Origin of the sequence: Halospina denitrificans, from assembly GCF_004364635.1 — a bacterium.
Taxonomy (GTDB): domain Bacteria; phylum Pseudomonadota; class Gammaproteobacteria; order Pseudomonadales; family Oleiphilaceae; genus Halospina; species Halospina denitrificans.
Map to the genome: position 1 here is coordinate 463218 of NZ_SOAX01000003.1, position 20724 is coordinate 483941.

Here is a 20724-nt window from a genome sequence, read left to right on the forward strand (position 1 = left end):
ATATCCGTCTGCCCGCAGCTTCCGGACACATGAGGAATGCGCGCTAGGCCTTCTGGCGCTCCTGGAGCAGATCCAGCATCTCGCGTGGATCGACGACAACGGTTTCCTCGTCCGTGGCGGGAAACACAGCCAGCGTCACGCCATCGGCTTCCATACCGGGAAGCCAGCGCTCGAGCCAGCTCTGGAGGTCCACGGAGTCGGGTGAGCAGTCCGCCCACTCGCCGGTCGCCCAGTCAGCCGCAAAATCGGGATGGGGCCAGACCGGCAGGCACTGCTCACCGTCAGAGGACATCATGACCATGCCCTTATCGCTGCTCAGGATCCAGACGTTCTCCTCGCGCACGATGGTATCGAGCAGGTAATCGTGACGCTCATCGGCGGATTTTCCGGCGACGGCCCTGAAATCCTCGGCACTCAGTGTATAACTCATAGACCCTCCCAATAATTGCCCTATTGTGCGGGATCGGACGCCAAAACGTAACCGTTGCTCCCAACCGCCTTTCCCATTGACGCCGGTCAATATGGAATACCGAGACTGCGCCTACATTGGAGGCAGTTGGTCTTTGCTCATAACCATGAGAGCCGTCAGGACCTATTACCAGCGATCAAGTGGAGGAATTCACCATGGAAGCCAAGAAACAGGAACCACAAAAAACAGAGGTTTCGCCCCGCGGTTCCGGCGGGCTCAAGAGCCTGCGTGAAGAAATGAATCACGTATTCGACCGTTTCAGCAATGCCCAGTGGCCCCTTTTCGGTGGCCGGCGTGCTGATGATGCCCTCTCCGGAAGCATTGGGAGTTTCGACCCATTTGCCAGCATGGGGATGCCTTCGCTCTGGGGAACGGACTCTGAGCTTGGCCGTGCGGACCTGAGTGAGACCGACGAGGGCTACGAACTGCAACTGGACCTTCCCGGCATGAAGAAGGACGACATTCAGGTTGACCTTACGGATGGCCTGCTGACCGTTTCCGGGGAGCGCAGCGACGAGCGGGAGGACGAGCGCAAGGGGTATTACTTCAGCGAACGCTCCTACGGTTCGGTGCGGCGCAGTTTTCGGGTCCCGAATTCCGTGAAGCTCGAGGACGTCAAGGCACAGTTCAGCGATGGAGTGCTCACACTGACCATGCCAAAAACCGAAGAAGCCCAGAAAAACGCCCGCAAGATCGAGATCGAATAATCTTGCATAGGGCTAAAGGAGAACAGAAGTGATGAGCGATACCCCTCAGAAACTCCTCGTTGCAGTGGACGGATCAAAAGGTTCAGGCGAAGCCGTTTCCCTGGCCTGCGGACTGGCGAAGCGTCTCGGTGTCCCGGTGGAGCTCGTCTTTGTTTTCCAGACCGCTTCAGAAGCGCTTATCGGACTTCCCGGTGGCGGCATCAGCCGGGAAGACCGCAAGTTTTTCGTTCCTGGTGCCATTGAAAAACTGGAAGAGGAAGCCAGTGAAGCCGTTTTCAGAGCCGCCAGAAAGGCTGTTGGTGACGCGGATGTCACCATTGAGGAGAAGACGATTTTTGGTCTCCCGGCGGACATGCTGCTCAACCACGCCGATGAGGTCCCCGGCGCCATGATTGTGATGGGAAGACGCGGGCACTCGAACGTGACCGAGCTTTTTCTGGGCAGTGTCAGCCAACGGGTGATTCACAAAGCGAAATGCCCGGTGCTTCTCGCCCCCTGAGTCGCATTACCGATGCCGTCCCACAGATGGACCTGTGGGATATCGCCCGTTGCTTTTGACCTCCATCCCGAATCCGCCTACCCTCCCTCACTCGCAACTCCGCCCGCCACAGTAGCAGGATCCTGAATGACCACGCCCGGCCACAACAACCAGGCCCCCTTCTGGGAACTGAAGACGCTGGATGAAATGACGCCGGAGGAATGGGAATCTCTCTGCGATGGCTGCGGACGCTGCTGCACCCATAAGCTGGAAGACGAGGACACCGGAGACATATTCGCCACCCAGATCGCCTGCCGCCTGCTCGACTGCGAGCAGTGCCTGTGCAGTGACTACCCCAATCGCCTGGAACAGGTGCCGGACTGCCTTCAGATTACCCCGGAGATCGCCCGCACGGCCAGCTGGCTGCCATCGAGTTGTGCCTATCGGCGCGTCGCGGAAGGACGGGGCCTGGCCTGGTGGCACCACCTGGTAAGCGGCACACGGGAAACGGTTCATACCGCCGGCATTTCAGTCCGGGGCCGCGTCATGCCGGAGCAGAGCATTGATCCGGATGATTATGAGGAACACATCGTCACCTGGATCCAGAACGAACCCTGATCCGCTTATGCCTTCAGTTCCATGTGAAGGCTGATGGTACGCAGTACCCGCTCCCGGTCGATCCACCCCGTGACACGCCCGTTCTCCATCACCGGAATCTGGTTCAGGTTGTGCTCGGTCATCAGCTGCAGCAACTCAGCGGCCCCCGTGTCCGGGTCGATGTGGATCAGGGTTTCGAGGGGCGTCATGATCTCCTCCACCCGCGTCTCCGGCCACTGGTCACGGTGGATCTTCCGGGCATCACTGAGACTCACCAGCCCCAGCATCCGATGCCCGGACGCCACCATGAAGGCACGCTGGCCTGCAGGAAGTACCTGGTTCTGAACCCACTCACTCACTGATGTATGGGACTCAACGGCGGGGACGTGAGGATCAGCAAGGTCGCGGGCGCGGATACCTGCAAGTCGGTTCTGCAGATTGAAGTTCTGGCCGTGGCCCTCGGCCATGTTAAGCAGAAACCAGGCAATGAGCATAATCCAGATACCGCCAAGGAAGTTGCCAACCACCAGGATGTTCCACAGCCCCACGCCGAAGAGCCCATAAGCGACCAGACGGCCCCCGGCAACGGCAGCACGGACTCCCTTGCCGGCATCACCGGTAACTTTCCAGACCACCGCCCGGAAGACCCGGCCCCCATCCAGAGGGAATCCCGGAATAAGGTTAAACAGGGCGACCATCATATTGATCATGGCCAGCCAGCCAAACCCGACGGCCACCGGCTCATACCACTGGCTCGCAACCCCGGACAGGACCGAAAAGACCAGCGCCAGCACAAAGCTGACAATGGGCCCGGCGACGGCAATCCAGAACTCATCCGTGGCGTTCTCACTGTCCTTGTTGAGCTGGGCAATGCCACCGAAGATGAACAGCGTAATCGCGCTCACCGGCACGCCCCGCTTGATGGCGACCAGGCTGTGGCCAAGTTCGTGAGCAACGATGGACGCGAAGAACGTCAGTGCCGTGAACAACGATGTCACGAGCGCTTCCATCATCGTCCAGTCCGGGTACTCCCGTTGCAGACCCGCCGTCATGGTGATCATCAGCAACGCAAAGATGATCAGCCAGCTGGCGTGAACCTCAATGCGGATGCCACGGAAATGGCCCAACAACAGTACGGACTTGAACATGCGGGTGTTTTCTCCTTTTGATTCACTGTACAACCGGATCAGCCAATAGTGTAGCCGCGATCATGTTTCACCAAAACGCGGAACCAAGTATGCTTTCGCGTAAATTCAATGCCCCGCAAGGGAGCCTTCCCAGTAATGGATGAAACAAAGGATAACGGCTGGGGGCCTTTGTCAGCACTGCCGGGAAATCCATTGATCTGGGTGCTGATCCTCGGCGAGCTGTTTGTATTCACCGCCCTCTTCGCATTCTACGGCGGCGCGCGCGCTGCGGAGCCCCAAATATTCCAGGCCTCGCAGCGCATGCTGGATCCTCTTGCCGGCGGTATCAACACCATGGTGCTGCTCACCAGCGGTCTTTTTGCTGCCCTGGCGATTGAGGCTCTGGCGCGGGATGAAGTCAGTCTTTGCCGGAGATGGCTCACCAGCGCAATAGGCCTCGGCTCAGTGTTCTGCGCCGTAAAGATCTGGGAATACTGGGACAAGATCAGCCAGGGCCTGATGCCGGACACCAATACCTTTTTCACCTACTACTACATGCTGACCGGTTTCCATTTCATCCACGTGGTCGTCGGCCTTGTCCTCCTGGCACTGGTCCTGCGCTTCACCTCCATGGAGAACGTTGAGACCGCAGCCGCCTTCTGGCACATGGTGGACCTGATCTGGATCTTCCTTTACCCACTGCTCTATCTGTTGCGCTGAACCATGACGACGAACCTGCCCGGACAACGACGGCTGCTCCAGACCTGGCTCATTCTCATGGTGCTGACCGGCGTCTCCATGATCGGCGCTCTCATCCCCATGGGTGAAGACGGCAATCGTCTGGCGTGGACAGGCGTCCTGATGATCATTGCCGCTGCCTACTACAAGGCCCACCGAATCGTGATGGTCTACCTGAACCTGCGGGCATCCTCACCAGGATGGAAGGGGGGACTCATCGCCTACCTGATGCTGACGACCCTGGTGATTCTGGGAAGCTATATGCTCAGTGAACCCGGGTTTCCATAAGACCACCTACCCTTCTCTCGGTCAGCCGCTGAACATCAGCCCCACGCCCAGGAGGTAGAGCACCATGATCGCCAGACTCTCGGCGCCGATTCCCCCAACACCATACCGTTCCCGGCGGATCAGGCCCATGATCAGTATGGCGGCCATCAGCAGGGTCAGGGTCACCCAGCGCTCCATATCAGTGGACATGGTGTGGTAGATCGAGCCGTCCCTGTAGGCGATGTCCGAGGCCGCCATGAAGAGCGTGTCGAAGGCATTGCCACCGATGATGCCGCCCACCGCCAGCGTCAGCGCCCCTCGCCTTACCGCCGCAATCGAGGTCACCAGTTCCGGGATGGAAGTACTGATCGCGGTGAGCAGAACGCCGACAACGGTCTGGCTCAACCCAGCCTCAGTACTGATTGTGGTGGCCGCCGGTTCCAGCACCAGGCCGGCCAACCCGAGCGTTGCCATCAACACGGCAAACTCCGTCCAGAGGCGGAGCAGCGGCGGTAATCGGCTCATGGCCTCCGGCTTGTCCTCCCGGGTATCCCCGGTGATGGAAGGGCGCCACATCGGGCTTTCCCAGGCGCCCTGGATCAGCTGGGTACCATAGAGATAGAAGCCAAGCAGTATCGGGGTAACCGGATGGATGTGCCAGAAGGTGACATCCGGCAGATTCGGCGCCAGAACGATCAATGATAAGAGCGCAATCAGCAGCCCGTTCTGCATCATGTTTGGAGCAGAAGCTGCGGCATGCTCCAGGTTGGCCCGCCGGTAGGCCATATCGGCAATCGCCAGGAAAAAGGTCTGTACCGCGATGCCGCCCAGGGCGTTACTGACCGCCAATTCCGGGTGCCCCCGGTACGCCGCCGTCACTGAGAGTACCGAACCGGACAGCGAGGTGGCCGCCCCCAGCAGCACGGCTCCGGCCGTCGCCTCACCGAGGCCCGTGCGATCGGCAAGCTGGTCCACCACCCGGGTAATGCGCGTCCCCGCGATCGTAATGACCAGTGCACAGACGCTGAACACCAGGACTCCCTGTAGCAGAGTCCAGCTGTCAGGGTTGAAAATCGCCACCAGCGTCCTCCAGTTTCCGCAGTGCGTACTTTTCCCTAAGGGAGCTCAAGCAAGGGAGCTCACATTCCCTTTGCTCTTTCGGCACGACATTCATCGGAACCCATTTCAAATTCCCGACAGGGCCACGGGCGGTTTTCATAGATCGTACACATGAACGTCTCCCGATCCAAAGCGGAGCACCAACCATCCTCCAGACGCAACATGGTTTCACCCCCCCACTTATCGACAGCGATATGCCGTTCAGGAACACCGGTGTCGGAAATAATCATGACCTCTAAACGGCAGCAGCAAGCCCGACAATTTGAACAGGAAATCTCAGGTTCGGTTACATTCTTTGCGGGAATAGTCATCGATCTATCGTCATTATCTGAGTTGGCTGTCATTGCTGCCTTCACGCTTGAGGGCTTGGGCGTCGTCTGTCTGTAACCGTACAGACGACACTTTGGCTTAAGTTTATTCTTATTTCATCGGACGATCATTTCTACCGTCGCCAGTGCCAATACAGCTCACGCTTCACGCTGAGCTGCTGGTTGCGATCAATCTGCGAGAATAGCATGACAACAGCCCACATTAACGGGATCGGCACAGCAGTACCCGAGCACGATATTCATCAGCCCATTAATGCCGTGTTGCGCACCATGCTCCCCGACCAGCGCGCACGTCGGGTATTCGACCGCATGGCTGAGCATTCCGGCATTGGCCATCGCTATTCCTTTATGCGTGCAGACGGACGAGTGGATGAACAGGAGGTGGATGCGGGCGGCTTCTACCCGCGTGGCAACTTTCCCAGCACCAGTGCACGTATGGCACTCTACGAGACGGAAGCTCCGCGTTTGGCGAAGAGCGCCGTGGCGGCCCTGGAACGTGAACTCCCAACGGGTATGCTGGATGAGATTACTCACCTGGTGGTTGCGTCATGTACAGGCTTTACAGCACCGGGCCTGGACCTGCAGCTGGTGACAGGTCTGGGCCTGCGACCCGACGTACAACGTACTATGATTGGCTTTATGGGCTGTTCTGCGGCCGTGCCCGCCCTGCGAGTGGCGTATCAGGCGGTACAGACGGACCCAGTCGCCCGTGTCCTGGTCGTCAATCTGGAGTTGTGTTCGCTGCATCTGCAAGAGACCTCAGACCTGAACGCCCTGTTACCACTGACGTTGTTTGCTGACGGCGCCAGTGCCGCGCTGGTAACGGCACAGCCTACAGGCATTGCCCTGCTTGATTTCCTGGCGATTATTATTCCCGACAGTAGCGATCTGATGACCTGGCGTATTGGCGACCAGGGTTTCAACATGCACCTCTCGGGTCAGGTTCCGCAACGGATCAAGCAGGCCCTGCGCGCGGAAATGGAACAGGCCGGAGCCAACAGGATATTGCGCGGAGAGCAGGTCAAGGATTATGACTTATGGGCTGTACATCCTGGCGGCCGCGCGGTGATTGACGCTGTTGAGACTGGATTGGAACTTACTTCTGCTGACCTCAGTAGTTCGCGTCGCATACTGCACGACTATGGCAATATGTCCTCGGCGACAGTCATGTTTGTGTTGCAGAACATGCTGCACCAACATCACCCCGAAGCACGTGGCCTGGCGATGGCCTTTGGCCCAGGCATGGTAGCTGAAACCTTCCGCTTCCGGATGGCGGGGTAATACCATGAAATTGCTCAAAGAGCGCAGTACCGACCCCGAGTTGATGGATGATGACGACACCAGCAACGCAGATTACAACCAGTGCCTGGCTGATCTGACATCGGTCAATCGTATCACCCGGACTCATCAGCCAACATTGCGCTGGCTGGATCAAGCGATACGCACTTTACCGGCGAACACACCCATTACCATTCTCGATGTCGCCTGTGGCCAGGGTGATTTACTGCGGATGATTCATCGCTTTGCCACTCAGCGTAATCTCAGGGTCACACTGCAAGGCCTCGACCTGAATCCGAACAGCGCCATCGCCGCCCGGCAGGCCACCCCGTCGAGTATGGCTATTACCTATTACACGGGTGACGTCTTTACGTTTACGCCTGAACCGCCTCCCGATTTCATCGTGAGCTCGCAGTTCACCCATCACCTCAGTGATAGTCAGGTCGTGAGCTTCCTCCAATGGATGGAGCATCATGCACGGCATGGATGGTTTATTGCCGACCTGCAGCGTCATCCGCTGGCATACTATGGCTATTCGCTACTGGCGAGGCTGGCACGCTGGCACCCTATCGTCCGTCATGACGGGGCAGTCTCCGTTGCGCGGAGTTTTCGTCGTGCTGATTGGCAGGCTCTGCTGGCGCAAGCGGGCATCCCGGCGGATATTCGCTGGCATATGCCATTTCGTCTGTGTGTAGGACGGCTGAAATAACGGCCATGCAAACCACTGCCTCTACAGAAATGCCACCCACCACAGCCGAAGTGGCCGTCGTGGGTGGCGGCCTGGCTGGAGCCGGCGCGGCCTGTGTATTGGCGAAGGCAGGTCATGAGGTGATGCTGTTGGAGCGTGAGGCCTCTGCCACCCACAAAATCTGCGGCGAATTTCTGAGCACGGAAACGCAGGGCTATCTCAGACGACTTGGTCTGGATCTGGATGGACTTGGTGGTCACGTCGTCTCCCACTTGCGGCTCGTCCGCGAGAACACAATCGTGGAAACAGCCCTGCCGTTTAATGGCATGGGTCTTTCGCGCTACCGTCTGGATGAGGCATTGCTGAATCATGCCTGCCAGTGTGGCGCGCAACTCTCGCGTGGCCAGCGTGCCAGTGTTGCTGACATCAGTGGGTCTATTGATCTCGACGTTCAAAATGCTGGAACAGTCAGAACCAACACATTATTTCTGGCCACGGGCAAGCATGATCTGCGTGAATTGCGGCGCCATCCCGATACCCCGCCCGAAGACCTGGTCGGCTTCAAAATGCATTTCGATGTTGATAGCACGCAGCGTCACGCGCTCGCAAACCATGTCGAATTGGTCCTGTTTGCTCATGGGTATGCAGGGCTGCAGCGCGTGGAGGATGGTCGGGTCAACCTCTGCCTGTTGGCTGAAGGTAGCTGGCTGAAAGCATGTGGGGGTACCTGGGAAGGCTTACTGGAAGAACTGTTGCGCACCTGTCCACACTTGCAGCGACGCCTATCCAATGCCACACCCCTGCTGTCACAGCCTCTGACTATTTACCGCGTACCTTATGGTTTTGTCTATAATCCGCCTGCCAATAGTGCGGGCAACATCTATCGGTTAGGAGATCAGGTTGGGGTGATTTCTTCGTTTTCCGGTGATGGGATGGGTATTGCGCTCCACAGTGGAGTCGTGGCTGCTACCCATTATCTCGCGGGTTTGGACGCGGGCAGTTATCATCGCAGGATCCGTCACGATATTGCCAGCCAGATCTGGCGGGCTGGCCTCCTCTATCGCGCAAGCCGCTGGGCGCCCAGCCAGCGGCTGCTCATGGGCTGGACACGTTTGATGCCTCGTAGCCTGCGTCTCGCCGCCAGCCTGACTCGAATACCTCCTTCTGCCGTGACGCAGGCCATGGAGCGCATACCTTAAGGGAAACTGACCTGCCGCACTGACCGCTGCCGGCACCTTTTATGGAAACCCCATGCGGTTGGGATACCCTGAGTGTAAACCGTGTCAGGATGTCATTCTGAACCAACAGGACGCAGCCTATGTCGGCCGCCAGCAACGAAATCAATCTGCGCCAGACCCTGTCGTTTCTGAGTGATCCGGCCAGCTATACGGACAATCCGGAAACGGTCGAGTGCGTCGAAACCCGTATGTCGTGGGTCTTCCTCACCACGCATTACGTCTACAAGATGAAAAAGCCCGTCGTCCTTCCCTATCTGGATTTCACAACACTGGATAAGCGACGCGCCAATTGCGTGGAGGAAGTTCGGCTCAACCGCCGGCTGGCACGCGACGTCTACCTGGACGTGTTGGCGGTCACCCGAGAGCGTGACGGCCAGCTGGTGTTTGATGGCGACGGGGAGCCTTTCGAATGGCTTGTCTGGATGCGCCGGCTGCCCCGCGAACAAATGCTTGACCAGGCGCTGGCCAGGGACCGGGCCGATCCGCGCGACCTGCGCCATTGCGCCCGTGTGCTGGTCGAGTTCTACCGGTCGTGTTCACCGGCCATCCGGGACCCCAACACCTACATTGAAAAGCTGCACCAGGCCATCGACGAGGACCTGAACGGTCTCGCTCATCCCTCCTGCGCGCTGGACCCTGCTGTATTCCAGCAGCCTGCCAACATCCTGCTCGACTGCCTGAACCAGCGGCGGGACTGGTTTGAGGCGCGCGTGGATCAAGGCTATGTCATCGAAGGGCATGGCGACCTGCGTCCAGAGCACGTCTGTCTGTCGCGCCCGCCGGTATTCATTGACTGCCTGGAGTTCAGCCGCGAGCTTCGCACCCTCGATGTCGCGGATGAGTTGGGCTACCTGTTCCTCGAGTGCGAATGCCTCGGCGCGCCGGAAGTGGAAGGCATTATGGCAGACGAATATGTGACGTATTCCGGGAATCCGCTCCCCGGCGGTCTGCTGGCCTTCTACAAGTCCCGGCGCGCAATGTTGCGTGCCCGGTTATGCCTCGCTCACCTGGGCGGGAATCTTCCCGATGAAACGGAGAAGCGCTGGCGTGATCGGGCCGGGGACTACCTCAAACGGGCTGCTCACCATGCCAACAGCGCAAGGGACTTCGCCCTTACCACGCCATCGGATCAGGATCAGGGGTAGACACCGAGCTCTGTCAACGAGCCGCCCTCGGCCAGGCGCCGGAGCGCATCCGCCAACAAAGGCGCCACCGAAACAACCTCCAGTCCCTCCCATTCAATCCGGCGTCCCGGCCGGGAGGCGGGGACGGTGTCGGTGACCACAACGCCATCAAGCTCTGAGTCCGAAAGTACCCGGTCGGCCTCGGGCGAAAAAACTCCATGCGTGGCGGCCGCAAGAATCCGGGCTGCGCCCTGCTCCCGACAGGCCCGTGCCGCGCGAGCCAGAGTGCCTCCGCTACTGATCAGGTCGTCGACGAGGATAACATCGCACCCTGCCACATCCGCCACCAAACGCTCCCCACTGACCACACCGGCGCTGCGGTGTTTCTCCATGAACCCACTACCCGGTTCACGCCCAAGCTGTTCTGCCAGTACCCCACGAAAGAGTTCGGCCCGCTTAATCCCACCCACATCGGGGGAGATGACGACAATATTCTCAGACAGGTTAGGCAGAAGGTGGGATGCCAACACCGGCGCTGCGGTGAGGTGGTCGGTACCGATGCGGAAGGCATTCTCGAAGGCGGCCAGGTTGTGTACATCCAGGGTCAGGACGCGGTCGGTGCCCACGGCCTCAAACAGGGCCGCAACATGGCGCGTGGAAACCGGATCCCGGGGCTTGGTGCGCCGGTCCTTACGCGCATAACAGAGGTACGGAAGTAACACCGTCAAGCGGGCGGCGCCAGCATCGCGCAGTGCGCCGAGCAGCAGCAGCGTCTGCATCAGGCGATCGGGTACGCTGCGCTCAGTGTCGCCGTGGAGGGAGGCAAGCAGGTAGACGTCGTGATCACGCACTGATTCGAGTGCCCGCAGCTTGCACTCACCATCCTCAAACCAACGCTGCTCATGAGCGGCCACCGCGATACCCGCCTGCTCCGCCACGCGGTGCCCGAGTTCCGAATCAAGCGCAAAAAAGCTGATATCCTGCATAGTATCCCTACCGGATGCGATTTTTTATTCTATTCAATTCTGCAGGATTGAAGGCGGGTCCGGATTGACTGGGGTCACCTGACCCAGCGGAACAGAAGCGCGGAGCTATGGAACCGATCGACTACAATGGCACTCCAACCCTCAGCTTCAGGCAGGTGGATAGCATGAACGGGTTTACCAAGGGGACGACCTTCCGCCTGTTCAAACGGGCTGGGGATGCCCTTCAGGAAGGCCGGGATTTTTTCTATCTGCCCGCGTCGGAGTACAGTGAGTGGATCGGGACACTCCGTGCCGCCGGAAGGATCTACCCGTCTTCGCGGCACCTGGTTCTGCTGACCCGTGAGGGCTATGAGCGACTGCAGGACCTCTCGAGCACATCCAATAACCGGTAGATCAAGCAGGCCGTAAACGTTACTGGCAGGGAAGCTGTCAGCAATCAACCCCACAAGGAGAAAATCATGTCGGTCACTGAATGGATCATTCTTATCGCCGTCCTGGGCTCGCTGCTGGGCGGGCTCTTCATGCTGAAAAACAGAGCCCACAAGCTGGAGGTCTCCAAAGAACAGATGGAGCGGATCCGCCAGCGCAAGGAGGAACTGGAAGAACAGGAAGAGCGCGAAAAGGCAGAGAACGACCAGTGAGGCGAGTCACGCGAGGGAATCCGGTGATACCGGACTGTTCCCAAGAACCTTTCCGCGAAACGGACTAAGCGGGGGGTTGTAGACTTGGTTGCACAGGCTGAGCTCCAGCACGAACCAGATGCTTGAGATAATTGCTGTAAACAGGAAAAGGCTTACCCATGAGCGATTCAGATTCAAACAACGCGCGTCAAACTGGCGACCCGGACGCAAATAATCCTGGATTTCCCAAGATCAGCAATTCGGAACATTTTTTCATTGTTGGCGGCTTCGACGTTATCATGAAGTTGCTGCTGATTCTGACCGGGCTGATGACCTTAGGCGCTGCCGGAATAGAGATCGTGGGCATCTACGAAAATGGAACCATAGACCTCGCTGATATTCTGATGATGTTTCTCTATACCGAGGTGGTTGCAATGGTGGTGGTCTCATACACCGGGCGAGGATCACCCTTTATCTACCCGATTTTCATCGCTATTACTGCTCTGTCGCGACTGATAGTGCTGCAGGGCAAAGAGATGGATCCACAGAATATCCTGTTCGAGGCCGGATCAATCGTGCTGTTGGCTATCGCGGCCATCGTGATAGTGCGTTTGCCCCGGCGTTAATCGCCTTTCTTTCAAAGATCACACTACCGACAAGGAGTCATTGCCCTGATGTTCGATAACAGCGTCGCCCCCGAAATGGATTTTGAGCAGGCCGCGCACCGCACCCTGCAGGATGTCTTCGGTTACGAGCACTTCCGTGGCCGCCAGCTGGAAATCATCCGCTCGCTGGTGGAAGGCCGCAACGCGCTGGTGCTGATGCCCACTGGCGGCGGTAAATCGCTGTGTTACCAGATTCCCGCCCTCCTGCGCCCGGGGCTGGCGGTGGTGGTATCGCCATTGATTGCGCTGATGCGCGACCAGGTGGAGGCGTTGCAGCACAATGGGGTGCGCGCAGCCTACCTGAACTCCAGCCTGGACCCGGCCGCGCAGCGCGAGATCGAGCAGTCCGTGGCGGCCGGGGAACTGGACCTGCTCTACGTGGCGCCGGAGCGACTTCTTGGCGAAAGCACCCTGGGGTTGCTCCAGGGCGTGACGGTCTCGCTGTTCGCCATCGACGAGGCCCACTGTGTCTCCCAGTGGGGGCACGACTTCCGGCCCGAGTACATGAAACTGGACGTGCTGCGCCAACGCTTCCCCGATGTGCCGCGCATTGCGCTCACCGCCACGGCGGACAACCGCACCCGCGAGGAAATCAGGCGCCAGCTCCTGCCAGACGGCGCCGAAACCTACATTGCCAGCTTCGACCGCCCCAACATCCGCTACAGCGTGGGCCTGAAGGGCAATGCCAAGAACCAGCTCCTGGCCTTCATCCGCAAGGGCCACGAGGGCGAATCCGGCATTGTGTACTGCATGAGCCGCAAGCGCACCGAGTCCACTGCGGAGTGGCTGAACAGCCAGGGCGTCCCGGCAGTGGCCTATCACGCGGGACTGGACCAACAGACCCGCCAGCACCACCAGCAGCGTTTCCTGCATGAGGACGGGCTGGTCGTGGTGGCGACGGTGGCCTTCGGAATGGGCATCGACAAGCCCGATGTGCGCTTCGTGGCCCACCTGGACCTGCCCAAGAGCATCGAGGCGTACTACCAGGAAACCGGCCGCGCCGGGCGTGACGGGGATCCGGCCGATGCCTGGATGGTCTATGGCCTTCAGGATGTCTACCAGGTACGACAGATGCTGGCGGCGTCCAACGCCGAGGCGATTCAGCAGAAGGCGGAGCGCGAACGCCTGGAGGCCCTGCTCTCGTTCTGTGAGGCCACGGGCTGCCGCCGACAGGTGCTGCTGCGCTATTTCGGAGAGGAACACGAAGGGAATTGCGGGAACTGTGACAACTGCCTGCAGCCACCCAGGACCTGGGACGCGACCGAACCCGCCCGCAAGGCCCTGTCCTGCGTCTACCGTACCGGCCAGCGCTTCGGCGCCGCCCATGTCACGGACGTACTCATGGGCAAGACCAATGACCGCCTCTCGCGGCTGCGCCACGACCAGCTCAGCACCTTCGGGATAGGGGCGGATCTCTCCAAGCAGGCCTGGCACTCGATCCTTCGCCAACTGCTGGCCCACGGTCACCTGCAGAGCGACCCGGAGGGTCACGGCGGCCTGCAGCTTGCCCCGCGATGCCGCGAGCTGCTGCGTGGCGAACAGGCACTGGAGCTGCGCGAGGATATCCTGCCCACATCCAGCAAACGAAAGGCTGCGGCCGGAACCGGCCGAAAGGCACCGCCGGATGTTCCCGCCGGCCCCCACTGGGAACGGCTGCGCCAGTTCCGCAAGGAGTTGGCGGATGCCGAGGGTGTGCCCCCCTACATCATCTTCCACGACGCCACACTCAAGGAAATGCTCCACGCGCGCCCCGCCACCCTGGAACAGATGGGCGAATTGCCCGGTATTGGGCAGGCCAAGCTGGAGCGTTACGGGGAACAATTCCTGAGCGTTATCCAGGAGCTTGATACCGCGCCCGAGCAGGCAGAAACTGACTAGGTCACATGTTTGTGATGATCCGGCCTTTTTCGAGCATCACGTCGACGGCGCAGTCATGGGTTCCGGGAAACTCTTTCTTTACCCTTCGCAGGTATGCGCGCGCCTTTTCCCGTGAGCCGTTTTCCTTCTCGGCTTCGGTCAGGGCCATGAGGTAGAGCGCGTGAGCCCGGACGTTGGTGGCCAGGGTCTCGTCCTGATAGATGCCGACCAGGATCTCCTGGGCTTCCGCATAGCCATCTTCCTGCGGTGCGCTCTCCTCAAGGTATTCCATGATTTTCGGGCTGACCTGGTACTCTTCGGGGTCACACTCGGAAGCGGCAAAGATACCTTTGTAGACGTTGTAATCACGGTTCAGGTTGGTCCTGAATTCCTGGCGTTTTTTGTGCAGCACAGCGGCGGCTGTTCCGGCTGCGGCGTAGGTGGGTCCGGCAATTGAGGCACCGGCGCAGCCCTGCAGCACACTCGCTGCAACAACGGCTGTCAGCGTACCGACGAGTGCCCTCTTAAGTTTTGTCCCGCCTGAATTGCGTTTCATGGCTTTAGCTCCCTGAGTATCGTTGAATGATCCATCGGTCGAAATTAAGGTCCGGAAAGCCTACCAGACCCTGCGCTGGATTGTGCAGTGCCATTGCAGATGTCCGCTGCTAAAAATGTCGCAACCTGAACTGGACGTACCCCCGAGAGCCACTTACACTCGGGTTAATAAACGGAAAATCCCGCTGACCAGTGACGGTCACTTCCCTATGGAGCTGTAAGGGTGTTGTGTGACGCAAGAGGCCGTGCACCACCTGAGCTGTAGCCAGCAGTAAGGCGTCAGGCGCGCGGCGCGTCGTCAAGGCTGCGTCGGCTGCCATGGAGGAAGACGCGAGCATGGAACTGCCGCTGATCCACGAAACATTCCAGTCCTGGGCCCAGAGCCTGAACGAACAGGGCCTGTCGGCGCGCTTTGCGCACGACCTGGCAACCCCCGACGAGGGGCTGATCCTCTCGGCCCTGCTGCTTACCGCGCGAACCGATCCCCAACGCCGGGCCAATGGTCCCGCCCGTCGCCGCCCTTACGAACGGCCACTGGCGCGTCTGCGTTACCTCATCAGCGTCGCCACGCCCGAACGCAACGCACAGGCCGAAGAAGCGCTGCTGTCGGTGATGACCTGGGCCGAGGGCACGGCCGGACTGGATCTGCTTACGGAAGACCCCTCTCCTTCATGGTGGCAGGCCTGGGGCACCCCCCCGAGGCCGTCGTTCCTGCTGGAAGCCAGTGTTACAGAAACCTCACAGCCACCGGACACGCCGGTGGTGAAAAAACACCAGATCGATCTTGTTGGCAGGGAACCTGGCTGATGTGTACGGAGCAGCCGGGCAGTGATCACGATCAAGGCAGGAGGAGAAGACCATGCCCAATTACCTGACGCCGGGTGTCTACGTGGAGGAGGTATCCTCCGGGGCGCGCCCCATCCAGCCGGTGGGAACCAGTACCGCCGGTTTTGTCGGCATTGCGCCGGACCCCTCGATCCGCCCCCACGAACCGGTGGCCATCAACAGCTGGTCGCATTTCATGCGGGTTTTCGCGCCGGATCCGGCCAAGACCGAGTCCACCCACCTTGCCCAGGGGGTCCACGGGTTCTTCCTCAACGGTGGCAGCCGCTGTTACGTGGTCAACTGCCAGGACGAGAACCAGCTTACCGGCAACCGCAAAGGCCTGGGCGCGCTGGAAACCATCGACGAGATCGCCATTGTGGCGGCGCCGGGATTCACCTCGGCGGCGGCCTATGACGCGGTGCTCAACCACTGCGAGAAGATGGAGGACCGGGTCGCCATCCTGGACGGGCCCCAGTCAGTGGATTCCATCAATAACCTCACCAAGGTTGCCACGGCCAAGGCAACGAAAAAGAAAGACGAGGACGGGGAATCCTCCTCTGGAGATGGCGGCGGCCTGCGTCCCCGGAACTCGGACAGGGGCTACGGCGCGGTCTACTTCCCGTGGATCGTCGGACGTGACCCGAACAACCGCAGCAGCCTGGTGCCCATGCCACCCTCTGGCCACATGGCCGGCATCTACGCCCGCACCGACGCCCAGCGCGGCGTGCACAAGGCTCCGGCCAACGAGACGGTACGCGGCGCGCTCAACGTCAGCTACCGGGTCACCCGCCAGGAGCAGGCGGAACTCAATCCCCAGGGCGTGAACTGCATCCGGTTCTTCCCGCGCGAGGGCATCCGCGTCTGGGGCGCGCGCACCCTGGCGCCGGCAGCCAGTGAATGGCGCTACATCAACGTGCGGCGGCTGTTCAACATGATCAAGGAATCCATTGCCGAGAGCACGCACTGGGTGGTTTTTCAGCCCAATGACAAGGATCTCTGGATGGGGATCAAGCGGGACGTGTCCGCCTTCCTCACCCAGATCTGGCGCCAGGGGGCGCTGTTCGGGTCCACGCCCGAGGAGGCCTTCTTCGTGCAGTGCGACGCGGAACTCAATCCGCCGGAGGTACGGGACGCGGGCAAGGTGATCACGCGCATCGGCCTGGCGCCGGTGAAGCCGGCGGAGTTCGTGATCTTCCAGATCGGCCAGGATACCGGCGGCGCCCAGACTGAAGAACAGGCCTGAAGGCCCGACTAAGGCAGGCAAAGAAGGAACAGAGCAATGCCAGACAACGACAATGGAGCAACAACCGGCCAGTGGTCGGACCCCTTCACCTCCTTCCACTTCGCCATTGACGTGAATGGCGTAACCGAGGGGCGCTTCGTGGAATGCAGCAGCCTTGGCGTGGACGTGGAGGCACTGCAATACCGCGAGGCCGGGACCAATCAAGTGGTGCACAAGGTTCCCGGCCAGGTGAACTACACGGACCTGACCCTGCGCTACGGCATGGGCAGCTCCATGGACCTCTGGAAGTGGATGCAGCTGTCCATCGGTGGCGAGGTGGACCGGCGCAACGTCTCGGTGATCATGTATGGCCACGATGGCTCCACCGAAGTGATGCGCTGGAACCTGCGCGGCGCCTGGCCCCGCTCATGGCGCGGCGCGCCCTTGGATGCACTGGGCAGCAACGTCGCCATCGAGACCCTGGTGCTGGTGTTCGAGGAGTTTGAACGGGTGACCCCTGAAGGGGGTGGCGGCGGTGAAGAGGGAGCCGCCGAGGCTTGACGCTGAAACCGAAGGGAGTCTCGCATGTCACGGATTGGAATCATGCTGCGTGGAGTCCTGCGCTGGGTGGGTGAGCGGTTGCCCCGCCGCATTGCTGGGCTGCTCGTGCCCCGCCAGCCGGAAAGATCCGCCCCTCTGACCATGGCCGAGAGCCGGGAACAGGCCCTTGCGGCCTGGGAGCAGCTGGTCAGTGAACACGCACCACATCTGATGCGGGAGTCACCCCGTGGGCGCAGAGGCGAGACACCCTTACACTGGCCCCGCATGGAGCCCTTTGCCTCGACCCGGAAACGCGCCTGGCCGACGTACCCAGCCGGGGACTACAGCGCGCCACTGAAACAGGAACAGCGCCAGGCGGAGCGTTACGGGGAATCAGGCAGTCCAAGGGCATGGCCCGAGGGGGAGCGAACTCCCGGGAACACCCGATATGCCCATTCCGGGGCAGGCGCAAGTCCGGAACCGGCCGAAAAGCATTCCGTGCAGAGCCGCTGCTTCGGGGAGCAGCTTGGGACAACACCCGGAACCTCCACCCCCAGCATGGAACCCGCGCCGACTACGGCTCACCGGGGCTGGCAGAAGCCGCTTACCGCGGATTCGGATTCCGTCAGTGCCCGTCACACCAACTGGTGCACCGAATCCGCCGGTAATCGTGCCCGCTCGCCAGACACGGCGATCCCTGAATCCGCTCCACCGGCCCATGACTGGATGACCCCGCCGGTACCAGGCGCAGAATCTGCGCAACGGGGATATGCCCCCCCGATGCCCGAGCCACCGACTACAAACTGGCTCGCTACGAGCACTGGGGTAACCACGCCCGCCGCTGGTCCCCAACACCCTGTCTCGCCCTGGCTGGAGACCCCCGTCCCGGAAGGCAACAGACCAGCGTTTGAAGCCGGTAATGCGGAACCAGGGCCGCAACACTCAAGGCGCGACGCCTGGCCCGACCTCCCCTCGGGCCCATTGTCGTCACCGCCCGAAGCACCGCGCGCCGGGTGGGCGGAAGCCGACCGTCGTCAACGCCTCTTTGATGAACAACGGGGAGTGCTGTAATGGAAAAGGCCGTACTACTGATTGAACATTCCGGCGACCATCTGCGCTGCCTGCTGAACCCGGAACAGCTGGAGTTCCGTCGCAGCGCGGGCATTGGCTCGCGGCAGTCGCTGGGCGGGGCCCTGACCGGTGAGGGGCTCAGTGACGACCCCCTGCTCTATCGCGGCGGCGGTCAAACCGAATTCACCCTGGACCTGCTCTTCGACACCTCGGTGGTTCCCCAGAGCCAGGACGCAACTCCGGTGGCGGATGTGCGCCAGCTCACCGGTCCGCTCTGGGAGCTGGCCGAGAACAGCGGCCCCGGCGACCGTCATGGACGTCCGCCCACGGTCGCCTTCCTCTGGGGCACGCGCTGGAACCAGCGCGGCGTAGTGGCGGCCGTCTCGGAACGGCTGGAACACTTCACCCGCGATGGCAACCCCCGCCGCAGCTGGCTGCGCCTGCGCCTTCTGCGTGTGGGCCTGGAGGAACACCCTGAACCCGAGGAGCCCTCGGCCCCGCCGGTGAATGAAGACGAGGCCCGGCGCCGACTGGCGCGGGGTGACATGGTGAACCGGGAGCCGGTTGGCGACAGCCGGGGCGGAGAACGACTGGACCAGATCGCGGCCGAGCATTTTGGGCACGCCGGCTACTGGACCCTGCTGGCGGACATCAACGGCCTGGACGATCCCTTCAATCATGACGGACGCCCTTTGCGAGTGCCCGCCGACCCCGGTGTGATTGGTGGAGGTGGATCATGAAGCAGATCACGGCCCTGCCAAAGATCCGTGTGGACGGTGCTGAATTGCCGGACGCCCTGCAGCTGACCGACGTCCGCGTCACCCAGCGGCTGGACGCTCCGGCCCAGTGCGAACTCACCTGGCAACTCGGCCACATGGACATCAGCAGCCTGGACTCCATTGCCCTGGCCCCGGGTGCTGTACTGAGCCTGGCCATCGAAACCCAGCCCGCCACCCTGTTCGCCGGCGAGATCACCAGCGTGGAACATGGCCATGAGCCCTCCGGCGGCTTCTGTCTGAAGGTGCGCGCCTATGACGACCTGGTTCGCCTCCAGCGCCGCCAGAGCCTCAACACCCATGTGGACGTAACCACCTCCGAACTCGTGCGAACCCTGGCCGGCGAGGCCGGGCTGTCCGTCAATTCCCGGGCGGACGGGCCCATCTGGCCCCGGATCGTGCCCCGCTTTGATCACGACCTGGCCCTTGTGCGTGATTATTGCCGGCGCAGTGGCCTGCATTTCACGTTCTCGGACGGCGAACTCCAGCTTTTCCCGGCCGAGCACGACGAAGGCGAAGCAACAGAACTCACCCTGGGTGACACGCTGTTCGAGGCCCGGGTGGAGCGCAACAGCGTGCAGCCGCTGGACAGTGTGCGTGTCTTTGGCTGGGATCCGCACAGCGGCGACACCCGCCGCGTCCTGGTAGGCGCCAATACCTCCGCCGAACGCGCCTTCCTGGGCACCACTGTGGAAAGCGATGGCGAGGCGGAGGCTCTGGCTGGCGCGGCGCTCCACCATAACCAGGCCATGGGGAATGTCTTCTGGGGCGTGGCGGACGGCAACGCAGCCCTGGGGCCCGGCAGCCGGATCCGTGCCCGGGGCCTGGCGGCGGACCGGGGAGGCCCGTATCGGCTGACCACGGTGGTGCACAGCATTGATACCACCAGCGGCTACATCTGTGAACTGAGCTCCCGCCCGGAACCGATCGAGACCGGTGAACACGCAACCGTTCAGAACCTGGTACTGGGTGAAGTCTGCGACGTGGAAGACCCCGAGGACCGGGGGCGCGTCCAGGTGAACCTGCAAAGCTACAACGGGGCCGTCAGCTCCTGGATGCTGGTCCTACAGGCCGGCGCAGGAGACGACAAGGGCCTTGTGGTGCTGCCTGAGGTGGGGGATCGCGTACTGGTCGGCCTGCCGGATGGCGATCCCTCCCGGGGTATCGTGCTGGGCGGCGTCTACCGTAGCGAAGGCCCACCCCGTGACCCGCAGTCCGCACGGAGTGCCGGCGAACACCGGCCCTACACACTGACCACAAGGGGTGGCCAGCGCGTCCAGCTCAACGACGCGGATGGATCCATAAGACTGACGAACGCCGCGGGCAGCTACCTGGCCCTTACCCCGGAAGGGATCACCATGCATGCCAGCGGCGAGATGACCATCGAGGCGCCTGGCCAGCGGCTGACGCTGGGCAGCAACGAGATTGATATGGAACAGAGGTGACCC

Annotated in this window: 25 protein-coding genes; 19 read left to right on the top strand and 6 right to left on the bottom strand. The window is 61.1% G+C overall.

Annotated features, from left to right (window positions below; translation table 11 throughout):
* Positions 1–43 precede the first annotated feature (43 nt).
* A complete protein-coding gene (locus DES49_RS09060) occupies positions 44–430 on the bottom strand; it encodes a DUF2750 domain-containing protein (RefSeq protein ID WP_133736074.1) in 387 nt (128 codons plus the stop codon).
* Between the two features lie 194 nt (positions 431–624).
* On the opposite strand from DES49_RS09060, the gene DES49_RS09065 reads away from it, so the two are divergent.
* From DES49_RS09065 to DES49_RS09075, 3 genes are all read left to right on the top strand, one after another.
* Positions 625–1176 (top strand): Hsp20/alpha crystallin family protein, encoded by a 552-nt coding sequence (locus DES49_RS09065; RefSeq protein ID WP_133736075.1) that lies wholly within the window; start codon positions 625–627, stop codon positions 1174–1176.
* Between the two features lie 31 nt (positions 1177–1207).
* The gene (locus DES49_RS09070) at positions 1208–1675 is read left to right on the top strand and encodes a universal stress protein (protein ID WP_133736076.1); all 468 of its coding nucleotides are present in this window, start codon (positions 1208–1210) and stop codon (positions 1673–1675) included.
* Positions 1676–1801: 126 nt separating this feature from the next.
* Entirely contained in the window at positions 1802–2272 is a 471-nt protein-coding gene (locus DES49_RS09075; protein WP_133736077.1) for a YcgN family cysteine cluster protein, read from the top strand.
* Positions 2273–2277: 5 nt separating this feature from the next.
* Here the strand turns inward: DES49_RS09075 and DES49_RS09080 are convergent, their stop codons facing one another.
* Positions 2278–3399: a site-2 protease family protein gene (locus tag DES49_RS09080; RefSeq protein ID WP_133736078.1), complete on the bottom strand. Its 1122-nt coding sequence runs from the start codon at positions 3397–3399 to the stop codon at positions 2278–2280.
* A 135-nt stretch (positions 3400–3534) separates the two neighbouring features.
* On the opposite strand from DES49_RS09080, the gene DES49_RS09085 reads away from it, so the two are divergent.
* Positions 3535–4098, top strand: a complete 564-nt coding sequence (locus tag DES49_RS09085; RefSeq protein ID WP_133736079.1) for a cytochrome c oxidase subunit 3 family protein — start codon at positions 3535–3537, stop codon at positions 4096–4098.
* Positions 4099–4101: 3 nt separating this feature from the next.
* A complete protein-coding gene (locus tag DES49_RS09090; protein WP_133736080.1) occupies positions 4102–4404 on the top strand; it encodes a cytochrome C oxidase subunit IV family protein in 303 nt (100 codons plus the stop codon).
* Between the two features lie 21 nt (positions 4405–4425).
* Here DES49_RS09090 and DES49_RS09095 read toward each other — a convergent pair whose 3' ends face one another.
* Both DES49_RS09095 and DES49_RS09100 read right to left on the bottom strand, forming a co-directional pair.
* Entirely contained in the window at positions 4426–5463 is a 1038-nt protein-coding gene (locus DES49_RS09095; RefSeq protein WP_133736081.1) for a sodium:calcium antiporter, read from the bottom strand.
* 59 nt (positions 5464–5522) lie between these two features.
* Positions 5523–5813 (bottom strand): YkgJ family cysteine cluster protein, encoded by a 291-nt coding sequence (locus tag DES49_RS09100; RefSeq protein WP_133736163.1) that lies wholly within the window; start codon positions 5811–5813, stop codon positions 5523–5525.
* A gap of 204 nt (positions 5814–6017) precedes the next feature.
* On the opposite strand from DES49_RS09100, the gene DES49_RS09105 reads away from it, so the two are divergent.
* The 4 genes from DES49_RS09105 to DES49_RS09120 all read left to right on the top strand — a co-directional run bounded on the left by DES49_RS09105 (position 6018) and on the right by DES49_RS09120 (position 10180).
* On the top strand, positions 6018–7112 hold the full coding sequence (locus DES49_RS09105; protein WP_133736082.1) for a type III polyketide synthase: 1095 nt from the start codon (positions 6018–6020) through the stop codon (positions 7110–7112).
* Positions 7113–7116: 4 nt separating this feature from the next.
* A complete protein-coding gene (locus DES49_RS09110) occupies positions 7117–7818 on the top strand; it encodes a methyltransferase domain-containing protein (protein ID WP_243864984.1) in 702 nt (233 codons plus the stop codon).
* Positions 7819–7823: 5 nt separating this feature from the next.
* The gene (locus tag DES49_RS09115; RefSeq protein WP_133736083.1) at positions 7824–8996 is read left to right on the top strand and encodes an NAD(P)/FAD-dependent oxidoreductase; all 1173 of its coding nucleotides are present in this window, start codon (positions 7824–7826) and stop codon (positions 8994–8996) included.
* Positions 8997–9115: 119 nt separating this feature from the next.
* A complete protein-coding gene (locus DES49_RS09120; protein WP_133736084.1) occupies positions 9116–10180 on the top strand; it encodes a hypothetical protein in 1065 nt (354 codons plus the stop codon).
* Here the strand turns inward: DES49_RS09120 and DES49_RS09125 are convergent.
* Positions 10171–11145, bottom strand: a complete 975-nt coding sequence (locus tag DES49_RS09125; protein WP_133736085.1) for a ribose-phosphate diphosphokinase — start codon at positions 11143–11145, stop codon at positions 10171–10173. The two genes, DES49_RS09120 and DES49_RS09125, sit on opposite strands and share 10 nt — an antisense overlap.
* Before the next feature lie 107 nt (positions 11146–11252).
* Between DES49_RS09125 and DES49_RS09130 the strand changes: the two genes are divergently transcribed.
* The 4 genes from DES49_RS09130 to recQ all read left to right on the top strand — a co-directional run bounded on the left by DES49_RS09130 (position 11253) and on the right by recQ (position 14308).
* Positions 11253–11537 (top strand): ORF6N domain-containing protein, encoded by a 285-nt coding sequence (locus DES49_RS09130; protein WP_133736086.1) that lies wholly within the window; start codon positions 11253–11255, stop codon positions 11535–11537.
* Between the two features lie 66 nt (positions 11538–11603).
* Entirely contained in the window at positions 11604–11786 is a 183-nt protein-coding gene (locus DES49_RS09135) for a DUF2897 family protein (RefSeq protein ID WP_133736087.1), read from the top strand.
* A gap of 158 nt (positions 11787–11944) precedes the next feature.
* Positions 11945–12391 (top strand): phosphate-starvation-inducible protein PsiE, encoded by a 447-nt coding sequence (locus tag DES49_RS09140; protein WP_133736088.1) that lies wholly within the window; start codon positions 11945–11947, stop codon positions 12389–12391.
* A gap of 48 nt (positions 12392–12439) precedes the next feature.
* Positions 12440–14308: a DNA helicase RecQ gene (gene recQ, locus DES49_RS09145; protein ID WP_243864985.1), complete on the top strand. Its 1869-nt coding sequence runs from the start codon at positions 12440–12442 to the stop codon at positions 14306–14308.
* A gap of 1 nt (position 14309) precedes the next feature.
* Here recQ and DES49_RS09150 read toward each other — a convergent pair whose 3' ends face one another.
* Positions 14310–14843 (bottom strand): hypothetical protein, encoded by a 534-nt coding sequence (locus DES49_RS09150; protein WP_133736089.1) that lies wholly within the window; start codon positions 14841–14843, stop codon positions 14310–14312.
* Between the two features lie 335 nt (positions 14844–15178).
* Between DES49_RS09150 and DES49_RS09155 the strand changes: the two genes are divergently transcribed.
* From DES49_RS09155 to DES49_RS09180, 6 genes are read left to right on the top strand one after another with little or no spacing between them, the layout of a single operon-like run.
* Complete coding sequence (locus DES49_RS09155) at positions 15179–15649, top strand: Pvc16 family protein (protein WP_133736090.1); 471 nt, start codon at positions 15179–15181, stop codon at positions 15647–15649.
* Positions 15650–15701: 52 nt separating this feature from the next.
* Positions 15702–16910, top strand: coding sequence for a phage tail sheath family protein (locus DES49_RS09160; RefSeq protein ID WP_133736091.1), 1209 nt, complete (start codon positions 15702–15704; stop codon positions 16908–16910).
* Between the two features lie 36 nt (positions 16911–16946).
* Positions 16947–17450: a phage tail protein gene (locus DES49_RS09165; protein ID WP_133736092.1), complete on the top strand. Its 504-nt coding sequence runs from the start codon at positions 16947–16949 to the stop codon at positions 17448–17450.
* A gap of 24 nt (positions 17451–17474) precedes the next feature.
* Positions 17475–18500, top strand: coding sequence for a hypothetical protein (locus tag DES49_RS09170; protein ID WP_133736093.1), 1026 nt, complete (start codon positions 17475–17477; stop codon positions 18498–18500).
* A complete protein-coding gene (locus DES49_RS09175; protein WP_133736094.1) occupies positions 18500–19240 on the top strand; it encodes a CIS tube protein in 741 nt (246 codons plus the stop codon). Before DES49_RS09170 ends, DES49_RS09175 begins: the two co-directional genes overlap by 1 nt.
* Positions 19237–20721, top strand: coding sequence for a phage baseplate assembly protein V (locus tag DES49_RS09180; protein WP_133736095.1), 1485 nt, complete (start codon positions 19237–19239; stop codon positions 20719–20721). The genes DES49_RS09175 and DES49_RS09180 overlap by 4 nt, the downstream gene beginning before the upstream one ends.
* Positions 20722–20724 lie beyond the last annotated feature (3 nt).